We start from the raw sequence: 15,254 nt of genomic DNA on the forward strand, positions 1-15,254 counted from the left end.
GAAAGGCCGCCCCAAAAGGGCGGCCTTTTTGTTTTTGGCTAATCGAGTTTGATTTCAGTGCTCTTGGGACCCCCTTCCTCAACTTCAACGCCGAAGCTTTCAAGAAAGCGGCAGACCATCATGTAATAGCCGATTAACAGAACCAGCTCTTGGAGAAGCGCCGGCCCGAAATGCTTCAGAGCAGGTTTCAGCGCGCCATCAGAAGGGTGGGCGTGTGTAACAAGATGGTCTGTGAAGGAAACGGCGAGCTTTTGCTCATGCGTTAGCAAGTCCGACTGGGGTTCCAGACGTAACGCTTCGAAAAGCTCATCCGACATACCAAGTTTGCGACCGATCGCTTCGTGTTGCGTTGTTTCGTATTTGGCATGGGAGAGATACCCGACCCTGAGAATGACGCATTCCCGCGTTACCGGATCCAGCTTCCCCTGTTGCAGAAAGGCTGTGCCCAAGCCGACAATGGGCTTCACCAGGTGCGGGGCATGTCCTAGCATCCGGAAAATATTTAAAGGAGCTAGGCGTTCGGTGAAGCTGTTCAATTCCTCCGGTAGGCTGGCGGGATCAGGGTAGGGGATTCTGGACACAGTTTTTCTCCATGGGCTGAAGGTGTAGTCTTGCGGCATGACGGCAATTGAGGCAAACCCCTCTCTTCTGAAGGGGTATAGCTCAGTTGGTAGAGCGTCGGTCTCCAAAACCGAAAGTCGGGGGTTCGAGTCCCTCTGCCCCTGCCAGGTACTTCCCGACATCCTCGATGCATTGAAAAGAGTTTGCTGTGGCATTCCTGATCCCGCAATGTAGCGGCGTGCACATATGGGATGATCGAGCCTCATGACGCGAGAGAGTGATGAAAGCCGTTGGTGGAAAGGTGCGGTGATCTATCAGATCTACCCACGGTCCTATCAGGACACGAATGGCGATGGAGTGGGCGACCTGCCCGGAATCGCGCAGCGGCTGGATTACATCGCGTCTTTGGGCGTGGACGGTATCTGGATCTCGCCTTTCTTCACCTCTCCCATGCGTGATTTTGGCTATGACGTCGCAGATTATTGCGACGTGGATCCGCTGTTTGGTGATCTGCAGGCTTTCGACGTCTTGCTGGCAAAGGCGCATAGACTGGGCCTGAAGGTCATTATTGATCAGGTCTATGCACACACATCTGACGACCATGTCTGGTTTCAGGACAGTCGGCAGAACAGGGAGAGTGAGTATTCAGACTGGTATGTCTGGAAAGATCCCAAGCCCGACGGGACACCTCCCACAAACTGGCAGTCCGTTTTCGGAGGGCCCGGCTGGACATGGGATGCCCGCCGCCAGCAATACTATATGCACAATTTCCTGTCCTCTCAGCCGCAGCTAAACCTGCATAACCCCGCAGTCCAGCAAGCGCTTTTAAAGGTCGCTCGGTTCTGGCTGGACAGGCACGTCGATGGTTTTCGACTGGATGCGATCAATTTCTCCATGTTCGATCCAGAATTCAGGGATAACCCAGCGCGCAAACCGAATGGTGTTGTCACGCGTCCGTTTGATCTGCAGTTGCATGTTCACAATCAGTCCCACCCGGATATCCCGAGATTTCTTGAGCGCCTGCGCGCAGTGATGGATGAATATGGGGCGATCTTCTCTGTGGCAGAGGTCGCCGGGCCGCGTCCGCTCGAAGAGATGAGGGCATTCACGGAAGGGGACGCGCGGCTGAGTTCCGCTTACAATTTTGACTTCCTGTACGCAAAAGACCTGACGCTCGCGCGGGTCCGCAAGGCGCAGGAGGCCTGGATGGGTGCGCCGGGCGAGGGGTGGCCATCGTGGGCTTTCTCAAACCATGATGCACCGCGTTGCGTCAGCCGATGGGCGAAGGGGGCGGATCGTCATCGCTTTGCCAGGCTGACCAATACGTTACTGCTCTGCTTGCGGGGAAATCCTATCCTGTATCAGGGCGAAGAGCTGGGGCTGTCTCAGGCCGAGATCCCTTTTGAGCGGCTTCAGGACCCGGAGGCGATCGCAAACTGGCCGTTGACACTGGGCCGGGATGGCGCACGGACGCCCATGCCCTGGCAAAGCAAGGCAAACGCTCTGGGGTTCTCAACCGCGGAGCCGTGGCTGCCTTTCGGTGCCGACCATGCCGCAGATGCCGTGGATGCCCAAGAGGAGGATGATTCCTCCGTGCTGAATTTCACGCGGCTGATGATCCGGTTAAGGCACGAAATGCCCGCACTGAAGACAGGGCTTTTACGCTTCCGGGATACGGCTGACCCGCTCCTCAGTTTTGAAAGACTTCATGAAGGCCAGACCCTGCGCTGTGTGTTTAATCTTGGTATGGAGGATATATCGCTACCGTCGGAAGAGACCGATGGGGTGCAAAAGGTGCTGGCCTCTTCAGGATATGATTCCGCACCTGGGGGCATCCTTCCAGGTCATGCTTTCTTCATTGCCGAAATCTCCTAGGCCAGGCCGCAGGATTCCCTCACAATCAGTTCGGTCGGTAAGCGCTCTGAGCGCATCGGTCCTGCCTCATTCGAGGAGAGCAGTTTCGACACCATGATACGACCGGCTTTCGCCATGTCCTGCGAAATCGTGGTGAGCGATGGATAACTATAGGCAGACAGCTGTAGATTGTCGTAGCCAACAATCGATACGTCTTCGGGAACTTTCACCCCGGCCCGAAGGAGACTGCGCACGGCCCCCAGCGCTATCAGATCACTTGCAGCGAAGATGCCGTCAAACTTTATGTCCTGTTCGAGCAGCGTGTTGACGGACGCCTCAGCGGATTCGATCTCATAAGACGCGGGAACGGTAAGGGCCGGGTCCAGGTCCATATCCTCTTGCCGGTGCGCGTTGATATAGCCTTCATAGCGCTGAAGAATTTCCGGAGCAGCTGTGTCGCCCAGAAAGACAATGCGTTTGCGTCCGAGATTAAGCTGGTGAGTTGTTGCGCGCAGACCGCCGCGCACATTGTCAGATCCGATGGAACAGTATCTTTGCCCAGGCATGTCAGCGCCCCAGACTATGAAACGATTTTCAGTGAGAGCCAGCTGATTGAAGCGCTCATGCAGGAAACTCTGGCCAAGGAAGATAACCCCGTCCGCGCGGTTTGCCGTCATGAGTGAAACGAGGTCGTCATGGTTCTTGTAGGGCAGGTGGGAGACGAGGATGTCGCATCCGGCATGACGCGCTGCCTCGCTGATGCCTGCCAGCAATTCCTGGAAAAAGGGGTTTGAGACTTCGGAGTGGCGGCCGGGCGGCGTTGGAATAACGACCGCAATTGTCGCGGCAGCACCTGAGAGAATCGCCGGCATGGATGGCCGAAAATTGTAATTTTGTTCCCGCGCAATCTTCCAGACACGTCGTTTTGTTTCGTCATTTACCGCGGGGCTATTGTTGAGTGCCCTTGAAACAGTGGCGATTGAGACACCTGCAATTGCGGCCAAGTCTTCCAATCTTGTTCTTGTGCTGGACATGATAGGGTTCCTCCGAGTATTACCCCTGAAACAACGTTGTCACAAACTTGGCGCGCAAGTCCAGCTTCAAGTGTAATGAGAACGCAAAATTTACATGAGGGAGACCTCAGGGAGGCAAACGCGTTGAAGATATGATGGAACTTTCCATAAGATCTCGTGCAAACTGGTCTGGAAGCGAGCGTCTGGACAGAATCTGAAATGATACAGGTGTGCCCCTTGGTAGGAGCGCACTTTGCCGATTAGACTCGGCATGAAGTGGAGATGCCTGATGGCGAAATTCATACCCGTTGATCCCTTTGACATCGTCATCTTTGGAGGGACAGGAGACCTTTCACGCAGAAAACTTTTGCCTGCGCTCTATCACCGCTGGCTGGATGGTCAGATTCCCGCCTCAAGCTGTGTTGTGGGGACAGCGCGGAGTGAAATGACCAGCGAAGAGTATCGCGCCATGGCCAAGGAGGCGTGCAAGACCGCCTCTGGGGACAGCTGGGATGCAAATGCATGGGGTAAGTTTGAGAAACTTATCCACTATGTTTCTATTGATGCGACAGCTGAAGATGCGGATTGGAAAACACTGAAATCCCATCTGACGGAAGACCCTGCACGTCCTTGCGTATTTTACCTCGCGACGTCTCCGCGTCTCTATGTCGATATTTGTGAGGCGCTCGGAACTGTCGGTCTTTCGTCCGGCAATACGCGCGTCGTGCTGGAGAAGCCGATCGGAACGGATCTGGAATCCGCGCGCGCCATCAATGATGGTGTGGGAGCGGTTTTTGCTGAACGTCAAGTCTTTCGGATCGACCACTATCTTGGCAAGGAAACCGTGCAGAATCTGATGGTCCTTCGGTTCGGCAATATGCTGTTCGAGCCGCTCTGGTCGCGTAACTATATTGACCATGTGCAGATCACGGTTGCAGAGAATCTGGGCCTTGAGGGGCGCGCAGATTATTATGATAAGTCTGGCGCACTGCGGGATATGGTTCAGAATCATCTGCTTCAATTGCTATGTCTTACGGCGATGGAAGCTCCGAATCATCTGGATGATGACGATGTTCGTACCGAGAAGATCAAGGTTTTGAATGCCCTGGTGCCTATCACGGGAGATGCAGCCAAGCGCCAGACCGTGCGCGGGCAATATAAGGCTGGCGTACAGGGTGACAAGCCGGTCAAGGGTTATCTGGATGAACTGTCTTCTGACGAAGAAAGCTCAACCGAAACATTCGTGGCCATCAAGGCACAAATCGACAATTGGCGCTGGGCGGGTGTTCCGTTCTATTTGCGCACCGGAAAGCGTATGGCGCACCGGCACTCGGACATCGTTATCAATTTTAAACATGTGCCGCACTCTCTGTTCGGTGAGGGTAATGACATTGCCAACCGGCTGGTCATTCGTCTGCAGCCTGATGAAGGTGTTCGCCTCTTCGTTCAGATTAAGGAGCCGGGCCCTGGTGGGCTTCGTGTGAAGTCTCTGCCTTTGAACCTGTCCTATGCAGAAAGCTTCACCGTGCGCTACCCGGATGCCTATGAGCGCCTTCTTATGGATGTCGTTCGCGGTAATCTATCCCTCTTTATGCGGAAGGATGAGGTTGAGGCTGCCTGGAGATGGGTTGATGGCCTGATCGAGGCCTGGGAAGCTTCCGGTGAGAAGCCTGAGGCCTATGCTGCGGGCACTGATGGGCCGCTCGCAGCGGCGATGATGATGGATCGGGATGGCCGTAAATGGTGGGAAGGTTCATGACCGCTATGAGGCATGAATTCTTGTCCTTTGAGACCCGGCAGGATGCCTCTCGTTATGCCACGGAGTTTATTGCCCGTGCCTTGGAAAAAGCGCTGGAGGATGAACCGGTTGCATCCTTGATGGTATCAGGTGGTTCAACGCCTGGCGGCGTTTTCGATAATTTGACGGAGGTCGATCTTGCTTGGGAGAGGGTCATTGTGGGCCTCGTGGACGAGCGTTGGGTCGGACCGGAATCGGACGCTTCAAATGAGCGCCTCGTGCGTGAGAGACTGCTGACCGGTAAATCCGGTGCGGCGGGGTTTCTTCCGATGAAGACAGAGGCTCAAACTGCGGGACAGGCTGTGCAAAAGAGACAGCAGGCCTATCTCCCTCATTGCAGCCCGGTCGATGTCATCCTTCTGGGTATGGGAGAGGACGGACACACCGCAAGTTGGTTTCCGAATTCTTCCGGTCTCGAAGCGGCCATGTCTTGCGAAACAGACCAGGCCGTGGCCGTCATTGATGCCACGGGCTGTCCCGTAGCAGGCGATAATACTGACCGCATGACGCTGACAGGCGCTGCGGTGGGCAAAGCAAAAGCAGCGGTTTTGCTCATCTTTGGCGAGTCCAAGAAAAGGGTGTTCGAAACATCGCTTGAGGCCTCTCCGCAAGACCGGCCAATCCGGCACGCTGTAGACACATTGGGACCGCGAATGACGGTTATCTGGGCACCATAATGACCACGATGAATCCAAAGATTACAGAGATCACCGAGCGTATCCGCGATCGTTCAAGGGACTCGCGTCAGGCCTATCTGGAAATGATACGCTCACGGCGTCCAAAAGGCTTCGCGCGCCAGCGCCTGATGGAAAGTAATCTGGCGCACGCGACGGCTGGTTGCGCTGTTATTGAAAAGACGCAGCTGCTCGGTGCAGGCTGGCCCAATATCGGTATTATCACGGCGTATAATGACATGTTGTCTGCGCATGCGCCGTATGAGGACTATCCGCGTATCATTCGTGAGGCAGCGCGTGAGGTGAATGCCGTGGCACAGGTTGCTGGCGGTGTGCCGGCGATGTGTGATGGTGTTACTCAGGGTTTCACGGGGATGGAGCTGTCACTGTTCTCCCGCGATGTGATCGCGATGGCGTCAGCAATCGGCCTGAGCCATGATGTGTTTGATGCCGCCTTGCACCTTGGTGTATGTGACAAGATCGTTCCCGGGCTGGTGATTGCTGCGCTGCGCTTTGGCTGGCTGCCGTCTATCTTCGTCCCGGCCGGGCCGATGCCGTCCGGCTTGCCGAACCCAGAAAAGCAAAAGGCCAGGCAGCTTTTCGCTGAGGGCAAGGTTGGGCGTGATGCTCTGCTGAAGGCCGAGTCTGAAAGCTATCACGCGCAAGGCACGTGTACTTTCTACGGAACGGCAAACTCGAACCAGATGTTGATGGAGGTCATGGGATTTCACCTCCCTGGGGCAGCCTTCACCAATCCAGGTACGCCTCTGCGGGAAGCGCTGACGAGGGCAGCTGCGCAGCGGGCTGCAAAGCTGACGGCGCAGGGTGATGAGTATCTGCCGGCGGGTGAAATGATTGATGAGCGGTCCATCGTGAACGGTATTGTCGGCCTAATGGCAACGGGTGGCTCCACGAATCACGCGCTGCACTTACCAGCCATGGCAGCAGCGGCGGGTATTATCCTGACCGTCGAAGATTTCGCAGAGATTAGCGCAGTCACGCCGCTTCTCGCACGTGTTTATCCGAATGGTCCAGCAGATGTGAACCATTTCCACGCTGCAGGCGGCATGGGCTTCCTCGTCAGGGAACTGCTGAATGTAGGACTTCTAGATGGCACGGCCATGGGGGTCGGCGGGCCTATCGCGAGATATTGCGAGGAACCTTTCCTGAACGATGGCAAGGTGGAGTGGCGTCCAGCACCAGAAGAGAGCGGCAATGCAGACATTCTGCGCCATGCTTACGATCCATTCTCCAAAGACGGTGGCTTGCGGATGATGTCCGGACCGATTGGTCTTGGCGTTAGCAAGGTGTCTGCTGTGCAGCCTGAAAAGCGCGTGCTTGAAGCACCTGCGATGGTGTTTGATTCCCAAGAGGCGCTCAAAGAGGCATTCGATGCTGGTAAGCTGAACAAGGATTTTGTGGCTGTTGTTAGGTTTCAGGGGCCGAGCGCGAATGGCATGCCGGAGCTGCACAGCCTGACGCCGCCACTTGCGGTCTTGCAGGACAAGGGCTTCAAGGTTGCTCTGGTTACGGATGGTCGCATGTCGGGGGCTAGCGGCAAGGTGCCTTCCGCGATCCATATGAGTCCGGAAGGCGCGCGGGGTGGCCCGATCGCTAAAGTGCGCGATGGAGACGTCATCGTCTTCGACGCAGAGAAGGGCGTCCTGGATATCAAGGTAGACCCGGAAGAATTCGCGGCAAGAGATGCCGCAGAGTACAGACCTAATCAGAACAATATGGGTCTCGGACGGGAGATGTTCACTTTCTTCCGCGAATTGGCCGGGCCGGCAGCTGCAGGGGCAAGTCAGTTCCGCTTCTGGGCCAGGGAGGACTGAGTACATGGGTGAGCAGATGATTGTTGGTGACGTCGGCGGCACCAACGTTCGTTTTGCTGTTGCGTCTAAATGTGATGGCAAGGTCGAAATCGAAAAATTCGTGAAGCTGCCGGGGGATGGTTTTGAGGCCTTCGATCGCGCGCTTGCGTCATATCTTGAAACGGAAGGTGTAAATGTCCGCCGGGCATGTTTTGCCATGGCCGGACCGGTCAAGAATGAGGAAGTGTTTCTCACTAACCGTCAATGGCATGTGGCGTCTGAACGGCTCAAGACGATGTTCTTGTTTGATGATGTCCGCCTTATCAATGATTTTACCGCGATGGCGCGATCCGTGCCCGAACATAGTGCCTCATCATTTGAGGAAGTATTGCCTGGGACGTCCTTGCCTGGCTATCCAATAATTGTTGCTGGACCGGGAACGGGCTTTGGTGTCGCGACCTTGTTGCCGACAGGTGAAGGCACTTGGCGCGTCATAACTGGCGAGGGAGGGCATATTGCCTTTTCGCCCCGGGATGAGCTTGAATTCGACATTGCCAGCATCCTCGTGCGAGAGCAGGGCTATGTCTCGAATGAGATCGTCGCCTCTGGCATGGGGCTTGAGCATGTGCACAAGGCTTTCTGCGAAGTATTCAAGCGTCCGTATGAAGAGATTTCACCTCAGGCCATGCGTGAACGGGCAGATGGAGGCGATGAGATGTTCGACAAGCTGATTGCCATGCGCGCCAATGCCGTCATGGGCGCTGTCGGAGACCTTGCGCTTGCCAATGGCGCGTTGGGTGGGATTATTCTCGCTGGTGGTGTAACCGAGCGCATCGTTGACTATCTCAAATGCCCTGAAGCCATTTCCCGCTTCCGCGATCGCGGCCCGATGTCGGATTATCTGGCAGATTGTCCCATACAACTCATGCACGACCCAGAAGCGCCTCTGATAGGGGCCGCAGCATACTACGCCCAGGAGAGGCTTTCATGACCCAATCCCTTGAGACACTCAAAGCCGCTGCACGCCGCGCGCCTATTGTACCGGTCTTGGTCGTGCCGGACGTGCAATCTGCTGCGCCTTTGGCAGATGCCCTGGTTGAGGGGGGGCTGACCACGGCGGAAGTTACGCTGCGCACAGCCAGTGGCCTCGCCGTGATCGAGGCCATGAAGAAGGCGCAACCTGATTTGATCGTCGGGGCGGGGACCGTTCTGACGGGCGGCGATGTTCTTAATTCGATTCAGGCGGGCGCGGATTTCCTCGTATCGCCGGGGATGAGCCCGAAACTGCTTGAGGCAATTGCCGAGTATCGCGATATCACTATTCCCGGCGTTGCCACGGCGAGCGAGGCGATGAGCCGTAATGAAGAAGGCTTCAAGATGCTGAAGCTGTTCCCGGCGGCAGTTGCGGGCGGTGTCCCGGCGCTTAAAGCCCTTGGCGGACCTTTGCCGCATCTGACCTTCATGCCGACAGGGGGGGTGAGTACGGACAATGCAGCAGAGTATCTGGCACTGCCGAATGTGATTGCGGTAGGCGGATCGTGGATTGCCACCGAGAAAGACATCGCCGCCTCTGCCTGGTCTGAGATTACAGCCAAGGCAAAGGCGGCGTTGCAAAAGGTGTGATCAGGCGCCCTTAGCTTTTGCCAAAGACGCGCTGGAAGATCGTGTCGACATGCTTGAAGTGGTAGTCGAGGTCGAACAAGGCCTCGAGTTCATTGTCTGACAGACGCTCGCTGACTTCCGGGTCTTTCTTGAGAAGTTCTAGCAGCGGACCTTCCTTCTTCCAGGTTTTCATTGCGTTGCGTTGTACCAAGCGATAGCTGTCTTCCCGGCTGACGCCTTTCTCGACCAGCGCGAGCAGGATGCGCTGTGAGTTGTGCAGGCCGCCCATGCTTTCCAGCGTGTTCAGCATGTTATCCGGATAGACGACAAGGTTCTCGATCACTCCGCCCAGTCGGTGCAGGGCAAAGTCCAGATGAACTGTGGCGTCAGGGCCAATTCCGCGCTCGACTGACGAGTGGGAGATATCGCGCTCATGCCAGAGGGCGACGTTCTCAAGGGCCGGCGTAACGGCTGAGCGAACGAGACGGGCCAGGCCTGTCAGGTTCTCGGTCAGCACCGGGTTACGCTTGTGCGGCATGGCCGAGGAGCCTTTCTGGCCGGCAGAGAAATACTCTTCGGCTTCCAGAACCTCAGTGCGCTGCAGGTGGCGCACTTCTGTTGCGAGACGTTCAATTGATGACGCAATGACGCCTAGTGTCGCAAAATACATAGCATGGCGATCGCGCGGGATAACCTGTGTGGAGACAGGCTCAACTGCTAGCCCCAGTTTCTCGGCAACATATTCCTCGATGCGCGGATCGATGTTGGCAAAGGTGCCAACGGCGCCGGATATGGCACAGGTCGCAACTTCCTCACGTGCGGCGATCAGGCGGGCTCGGCAACGCTGGAACTCGGCATGAAAGGTTGCGAGTTTTACGCCAAATGTTGTCGGCTCGGCATGGATGCCGTGGCTGCGGCCAATGGTTGGCGTTAGCTTGTGCTCAAAGGCGCGCTTCTCCAGGGCTGCCAGGACACGGTCTATGCCGGTCAGCAGCAGGTCCGCCGCGCGCACCAACTGAACGTTAAGGCATGTGTCCAGAACGTCGGAAGAGGTCATGCCCTTGTGAAGGAAGCGGGCTTCCTCGCCCACATGTTCGGCGACATTGGTCAGAAAGGCGATGACATCATGCTTCACTTCGCGTTCGATCTCGTCGATGCGGTCCACTTCAAAAGCGGCGCGCTCGCGCACAGCAGCGGAAACGCCTTGCGGAATGATGTCGAGCTTCTCCATGCCTTCGGCGGCAAGCGTTTCAATCTCCAGCCAAATGCCGAATCTGGATTCAGGCTCCCAGATGGCAGCCATTTCGGGTCGTGTGTATCTTGGGATCATCTGGAACCTCGATGCTTTCTGTTGTCGCCGTAATAGTATGTACTGCGCAGAAAACCAGTGGCAGTGCCCAACAAAAGCAGCCTGTAGAGCCAACCTGTTCGGGCACTCTATGGCTCGTGGGCTGTGTGTGGGCTAGTATATGGAGTGCTACGGGAGAGTGGGCAGGGGTGAAGTACGAGACATATATGGTCGCTCAGCGGAAACTTTTGGGGCTGGCAATGTTTGCCTGCACGCTGACCGGCTCAGCCTTTGCTGAGCAAGCGGGACCACAAACATGTGTCGCGAAAGTGCTCGTTCCAGAAGTCACAGAGATTGTTACGGAGCAAATTCCCGAGGCTCCAGAGCAGGTTGAAGTCCGCGTTATCCCCGCAGTATACGAGACTGTGACAGAGCAGGTCCTGGTTCGGGATGTCGTTGTCGATGAGTCAGTAGCCGCTCCCGTTCGTGAGATTGTAACGGAGAGGGTGGAAATAATGCCTCAAAAGACAAGGATTGAGCTTTTCCCGGCTGAGTACGAGACTCATACAGAGCAGGTGCTCATCAGTCCCGCGCATGTGACGTGGCAAGTCGCGGAGGGCCCATGTGATCTGGAAAGCCATGAACTGACTGATGAGGAGACGTCAGTCATGCGGGACTTAGGCATATGCCCGGTCATCACGCCTGCGAAGTATCGTACGGAAACGCGAAGAGCCATTGTGAGGGAGCAGCGCTCGGAAACGAGCATTACGCCCGCAGTTTACGAAGACATACGAACGGAGATCGTAAGGGTGCCTTCTGCTGAGGCTGCTGCAGAGATTGGCGTCCTCTACGAGACCATTGTCAGGCAGCGTCTCGTGACGCCGTTGAGGAGGGAAGCTGTGACTGTTCCTGCGGCCTACAAAACTGTTGAGAAGCAGGTTGTCGTTCAGCCAGCGCATGTTTCCGAGCACGAGATTGTCTGCGACTCGGCCATAACGCGCGAAGTGGTGCTGCATCTGCAGCGCGCTTTGCAGAATGCGGGATATACTGTCGCGGATGATGGCATCCTCGGGCCGGGCACACTTAACGCTATGAGAGCCTATCAGCAGCATAGAAAGCTTATGCTGGGGCGGCTTACACGGGAAACGCTGGCGTCTCTGGATATATCTTATAACGAGTAGGGCAACGCGGGTTTCGCTGTTAACACTGAGGATATGGAGTGTGTGCCTTTCCCGGGAGCAGGTGAGTCGCGCCCAAATGGCTATCAGGAGATGAATGGGCGTGACGGAGCGCCGCAGGAAACTGCCCGTGAACTGGGCATTTACAGGAGTTAAACTCGATAGCTGCGATATATTGCGCCTGTCTGTTGCGCCACGAGCGAAACCGTCCTAATCCGGCGCCAGATATGGGCCAACTTTTGGCAGGAGACCACACAGCATGTCAGAGATTGAACGCTTGGCGCTCGATTACTTGCCGGTCATCATTTTCCTGGTGATAGGTGCGGTTATTTCAAGCCTCTTCATCGTTGGATCGACGCTGCTGGCGCCGTCACAGCCGGATCCTGAAAAGAATTCCGCGTATGAATGCGGTTTCCCGGCCTTTGATGATGCTCGAATGAAATTTGATGTGCGCTTCTACCTCGTCGCCATCCTGTTCATCATTTTCGACCTTGAGGTCGCTTTCCTGTTTCCATGGGCGATAAGCCTCGGCACGATCGGGCTTGTTGGATTCTGGTCCATGGTGGTTTTCCTGGGCGTGTTGACCATTGGGTTTATCTACGAATGGCGCCGTGGTGCGCTGGAGTGGGAATAATGGCTGACAATTACAAACCATATGCGCTTGGTGCCTCACGTTCTGGCGTCGAGGGCGGGTTCAAGCCTGGACAGGACGATCCGTTCTATACTGGACTGTCTGACCAGTTGGCGGATAAAGGTTACTTTACCGCGGCGGCCGATGACCTGATTTCCTGGGCGCGGACAGGCTCCCTGATGTGGATGACATTCGGTCTGGCTTGCTGCGCAGTAGAAATGATGCATGCCGGTAACCCGCGCTATGATCTTGAGCGCTTCGGCATGGCGCCGCGAGGATCACCGCGCCAGTCTGACGTGATGATCGTCGCCGGTACGCTTACCAACAAAATGGCCCCGGCATTGCGCAAGGTTTACGACCAGATGCCAAACCCGCGCTATGTGATCTCCATGGGCAGTTGCGCCAATGGCGGTGGCTACTATCACTACAGCTACAGTGTTGTGCGCGGCTGTGACCGGATCGTGCCGGTCGACATCTATGTTCCTGGGTGCCCGCCGACTGCTGAGGCACTGGTCTACGGTTTCCTTCAGCTCCAGAAGAAAATCCGTCGCGAAGGTTCGATTGAGCGGTAAGGATCCTATGATGATTGACGCCGAAGCCATAGAATCCCTGAAAGATCTCGGGGCGCATATTTCAGCCCGCCAGCCTGACGCTGTCCGGGCTGCAGATGTCGTTTTGGGAGAGCTGACCATTCTGGCTGAGCGCGATCACGTGCTTGGCCTGCTCCGCTTTCTGCGGGATGATCAGCAGTGCAATTTCGAAACCCTGATTGATGTCTGTGGGGTGGATTACCCGGAGCGCACGGAGCGGTTTGAGGTTGTATACCACTTGCTGTCCATGCGTATGAATCACCGGGTTCGCGTTCGCGTGCAGACGAGTGAAGAAACACCTGTGCCAAGCATTGTGGGCTTGTGGCCCGCTGCCAACTGGTTCGAGCGTGAAGCGTTTGACATGTATGGCATCCAGTTCTCAGACCATCCGGACCTTCGCCGTATCCTGACGGACTATGGGTTTGAGGGGTATCCGCTGCGCAAGGACTTCCCGCTGACCGGGCACTACGAAGTCCGTTACGACGATCTCGAGAAGCGCGTCGTTTATGAGCCTGTCGAGCTGGCTCAGGAATACCGTAACTTTGACTTCCTGTCCCCATGGGAAGGGATGACAAGCCAGATTCCCGGTGACGAGAAGGCCGAGGAGGTCCCTGAATAATGGCCGATACTGCTCACCTGACTGAAATGGAAGATCGCAAGTTCACGCTGAACTTTGGTCCGCAGCATCCAGCGGCCCACGGCGTGTTGCGCATGATCCTCGATCTCGATGGAGAAGTTGTTACTCGTGTAGACAGCCATATTGGTCTTCTGCACCGAGGCACAGAGAAGCTGCTTGAGTACAAGACATTCCTTCAGGGTATGCCGTACTTTGACCGTCTCGACTATTGTGCCCCCATGAACCAGGAGCATGCCTGGTGTCTGGCGATCGAGAAATTGCTCGGAGTTACCGTTCCACGACGGGCGAGCCTCATTCGTGTGCTCTATTCCGAGCTTGGTCGCATCATGTCCCACCTGCTTAACGTTGGCACGGGTATCATGGATGTGGGCGCGTTGACGCCGATCACATGGTGTTTCGAAGAGCGTGAAAAGCTGTGCGTCTTCTATGAACGCGCTTCGGGCAGCCGCATGCATGCGGCCTATTTCCGCCCCGGCGGTGTTCATCAGGATCTGCCGCAGGCTCTGCTGGATGATCTTGCCGAGTGGTGTGATGACTTCCCGAAGATGCTGGATCAGGTCGAGAGCCTGGTTACAGAAAACCGTATCTTTAAACAGCGCATGGTTGATATCGGCGTTGTGGATGAGAAAACCATCATGGACTGGGGGTTCTCAGGAGTGATGGTGCGGGGATCAGGTTTTGCATGGGATCTTCGCCGCGCCCAGCCCTATGAATGCTATTCCGAACTCGACTTCAAGATTCCGGTCGGACGCAATGGCGACAACTATGACCGCTATGTCTGCCGCATGGAAGAGATGCGCGAGTCCACAAAGATCATGCAGCAATGTATCGAACTGCTGGCGAAAGAGGGGCCCGGCCCCGTTCTTCTGCCCGGATCGAAGATGGCGCCGCCTCGCCGTGCTGAGATGAAGAACTCGATGGAGGCGCTGATCCATCACTTCAAGCTTTACACGGAAGGCTTTCACGTGCCGGAGGGCGAGACATACGCTGCTGTTGAGGCGCCTAAGGGCGAGTTCGGCGTATACCTTGTCTCCGATGGTACGAACCGACCATATCGCGCCAAGATTCGTGCGCCTGGTTACCCTCACCTTCAAGCGATGGATCACCTCTGCAAAGGCCATATGCTTGCAGACGTGTCTGCTGTTTTGGGATCTCTCGACATCGTTTTCGGGGAGATCGACCGGTGAGTGCGTCTTCCGATCTCGTTCAGCGGCAACTTGATGCCTATAATGCGCAGGATCTTGCGGCATTCCTCGAATGCTACGCAGACGATGCTGTGCTGTCGGGGCTAAATGGAGATGTCACGCAGGCTGGCACAGAAGCCATTCGCGCACGCCATGAAGCTCTATTTGCCGAATTCCCGGAGAATAAGGCCAGACTGGTCAACCGGATCGATCTCGGCACGACTGTGATCGATCATGAGGACGTATCGCGTAGCCCTGATGGAGACCGGTTTCAGGTTGCAGCGATTTACACCCTTCGTAACGGGAAGATCGCGCGTGTCGATTTTGCGCGGGGAGCTTCCTGATATGGCTATGATCTCCGTACGCGACTTTCTCAGCCGTACACATGTTTTTCATCCGTCCCGGGATGAAGCCGAAACGTTTTATGCAG

The 15,254-nt window shown here is 56.0% G+C and carries 15 protein-coding genes and 1 tRNA gene; 13 read left to right on the plus strand and 3 right to left on the minus strand.

The window, feature by feature from the left end; genetic code table 11:
• Positions 1–38: 38 nt before the first annotated feature.
• Complete coding sequence (locus HY2_RS17035) at positions 39–620, minus strand: carboxymuconolactone decarboxylase family protein (protein WP_064773894.1); 582 nt, start codon at positions 618–620, stop codon at positions 39–41.
• Between the two features lie 32 nt (positions 621–652).
• Here HY2_RS17035 and HY2_RS08320 point away from each other — a divergent pair.
• Positions 653–728, plus strand: a tRNA-Trp gene (locus HY2_RS08320).
• 97 nt (positions 729–825) lie between these two features.
• The gene (locus tag HY2_RS08325) at positions 826–2,436 is read left to right on the plus strand and encodes an alpha-amylase family glycosyl hydrolase (protein WP_051594855.1); all 1,611 of its coding nucleotides are present in this window, start codon (positions 826–828) and stop codon (positions 2,434–2,436) included.
• On the opposite strand, the gene HY2_RS08330 is transcribed toward HY2_RS08325, so the two are convergent.
• A complete protein-coding gene (locus HY2_RS08330; RefSeq protein ID WP_034826603.1) occupies positions 2,433–3,449 on the minus strand; it encodes a substrate-binding domain-containing protein in 1,017 nt (338 codons plus the stop codon). The two genes, HY2_RS08325 and HY2_RS08330, sit on opposite strands and share 4 nt — an antisense overlap.
• Before the next feature lie 268 nt (positions 3,450–3,717).
• Here HY2_RS08330 and zwf point away from each other — a divergent pair, with 268 nt between their 5' ends.
• The 5 genes from zwf to eda are packed head-to-tail and all read left to right on the plus strand — an operon-like array spanning position 3,718 to position 9,337.
• On the plus strand, positions 3,718–5,187 hold the full coding sequence (zwf, locus tag HY2_RS08335; RefSeq protein WP_034826605.1) for a glucose-6-phosphate dehydrogenase: 1,470 nt from the start codon (positions 3,718–3,720) through the stop codon (positions 5,185–5,187).
• A complete protein-coding gene (gene pgl / locus HY2_RS08340) occupies positions 5,184–5,903 on the plus strand; it encodes a 6-phosphogluconolactonase (RefSeq protein WP_158534035.1) in 720 nt (239 codons plus the stop codon). The genes zwf and pgl overlap by 4 nt, the downstream gene beginning before the upstream one ends.
• Entirely contained in the window at positions 5,903–7,735 is a 1,833-nt protein-coding gene (gene edd, locus HY2_RS08345) for a phosphogluconate dehydratase (RefSeq protein ID WP_034826607.1), read from the plus strand. Before pgl ends, edd begins: the two co-directional genes overlap by 1 nt.
• 4 nt (positions 7,736–7,739) lie before the next feature.
• Entirely contained in the window at positions 7,740–8,705 is a 966-nt protein-coding gene (locus HY2_RS08350) for a glucokinase (RefSeq protein ID WP_034826609.1), read from the plus strand.
• On the plus strand, positions 8,702–9,337 hold the full coding sequence (gene eda / locus HY2_RS08355) for a bifunctional 4-hydroxy-2-oxoglutarate aldolase/2-dehydro-3-deoxy-phosphogluconate aldolase (protein ID WP_034826611.1): 636 nt from the start codon (positions 8,702–8,704) through the stop codon (positions 9,335–9,337). The genes HY2_RS08350 and eda overlap by 4 nt, the downstream gene beginning before the upstream one ends.
• 10 nt (positions 9,338–9,347) lie before the next feature.
• On the opposite strand, the gene purB is transcribed toward eda, so the two are convergent.
• Positions 9,348–10,646, minus strand: coding sequence for an adenylosuccinate lyase (gene purB / locus HY2_RS08360; RefSeq protein ID WP_034826613.1), 1,299 nt, complete (start codon positions 10,644–10,646; stop codon positions 9,348–9,350).
• A 167-nt stretch (positions 10,647–10,813) separates the two neighbouring features.
• On the opposite strand from purB, the gene HY2_RS08365 reads away from it, so the two are divergent.
• From HY2_RS08365 to HY2_RS08390, 6 genes are all read left to right on the plus strand, one after another.
• Positions 10,814–11,785 (plus strand): peptidoglycan-binding domain-containing protein, encoded by a 972-nt coding sequence (locus HY2_RS08365; RefSeq protein ID WP_158534036.1) that lies wholly within the window; start codon positions 10,814–10,816, stop codon positions 11,783–11,785.
• Positions 11,786–12,050: 265 nt separating this feature from the next.
• On the plus strand, positions 12,051–12,416 hold the full coding sequence (locus tag HY2_RS08370; RefSeq protein ID WP_407066586.1) for an NADH-quinone oxidoreductase subunit A: 366 nt from the start codon (positions 12,051–12,053) through the stop codon (positions 12,414–12,416).
• Complete coding sequence (locus tag HY2_RS08375; protein WP_162173280.1) at positions 12,386–12,985, plus strand: NuoB/complex I 20 kDa subunit family protein; 600 nt, start codon at positions 12,386–12,388, stop codon at positions 12,983–12,985. The genes HY2_RS08370 and HY2_RS08375 overlap by 31 nt, the downstream gene beginning before the upstream one ends.
• A gap of 10 nt (positions 12,986–12,995) precedes the next feature.
• Positions 12,996–13,622 carry an NADH-quinone oxidoreductase subunit C gene (locus HY2_RS08380; RefSeq protein ID WP_112063356.1) on the plus strand — a complete coding sequence of 209 codons (627 nt, stop codon included), beginning with the start codon at positions 12,996–12,998 and terminating at the stop codon, positions 13,620–13,622.
• Positions 13,622–14,827 (plus strand): NADH-quinone oxidoreductase subunit D, encoded by a 1,206-nt coding sequence (locus tag HY2_RS08385; protein ID WP_034826622.1) that lies wholly within the window; start codon positions 13,622–13,624, stop codon positions 14,825–14,827. The genes HY2_RS08380 and HY2_RS08385 overlap by 1 nt, the downstream gene beginning before the upstream one ends.
• Positions 14,824–15,168: a nuclear transport factor 2 family protein gene (locus HY2_RS08390; RefSeq protein WP_034826624.1), complete on the plus strand. Its 345-nt coding sequence runs from the start codon at positions 14,824–14,826 to the stop codon at positions 15,166–15,168. The genes HY2_RS08385 and HY2_RS08390 overlap by 4 nt, the downstream gene beginning before the upstream one ends.
• The last annotated feature ends 86 nt before the right edge of the window (positions 15,169–15,254 follow it).

The sequence above is a fragment of the Hyphomonas pacifica genome (genome assembly GCF_000682675.1).
Taxonomy (GTDB): Bacteria; Pseudomonadota; Alphaproteobacteria; order Caulobacterales; family Hyphomonadaceae; genus Hyphomonas; species Hyphomonas pacifica.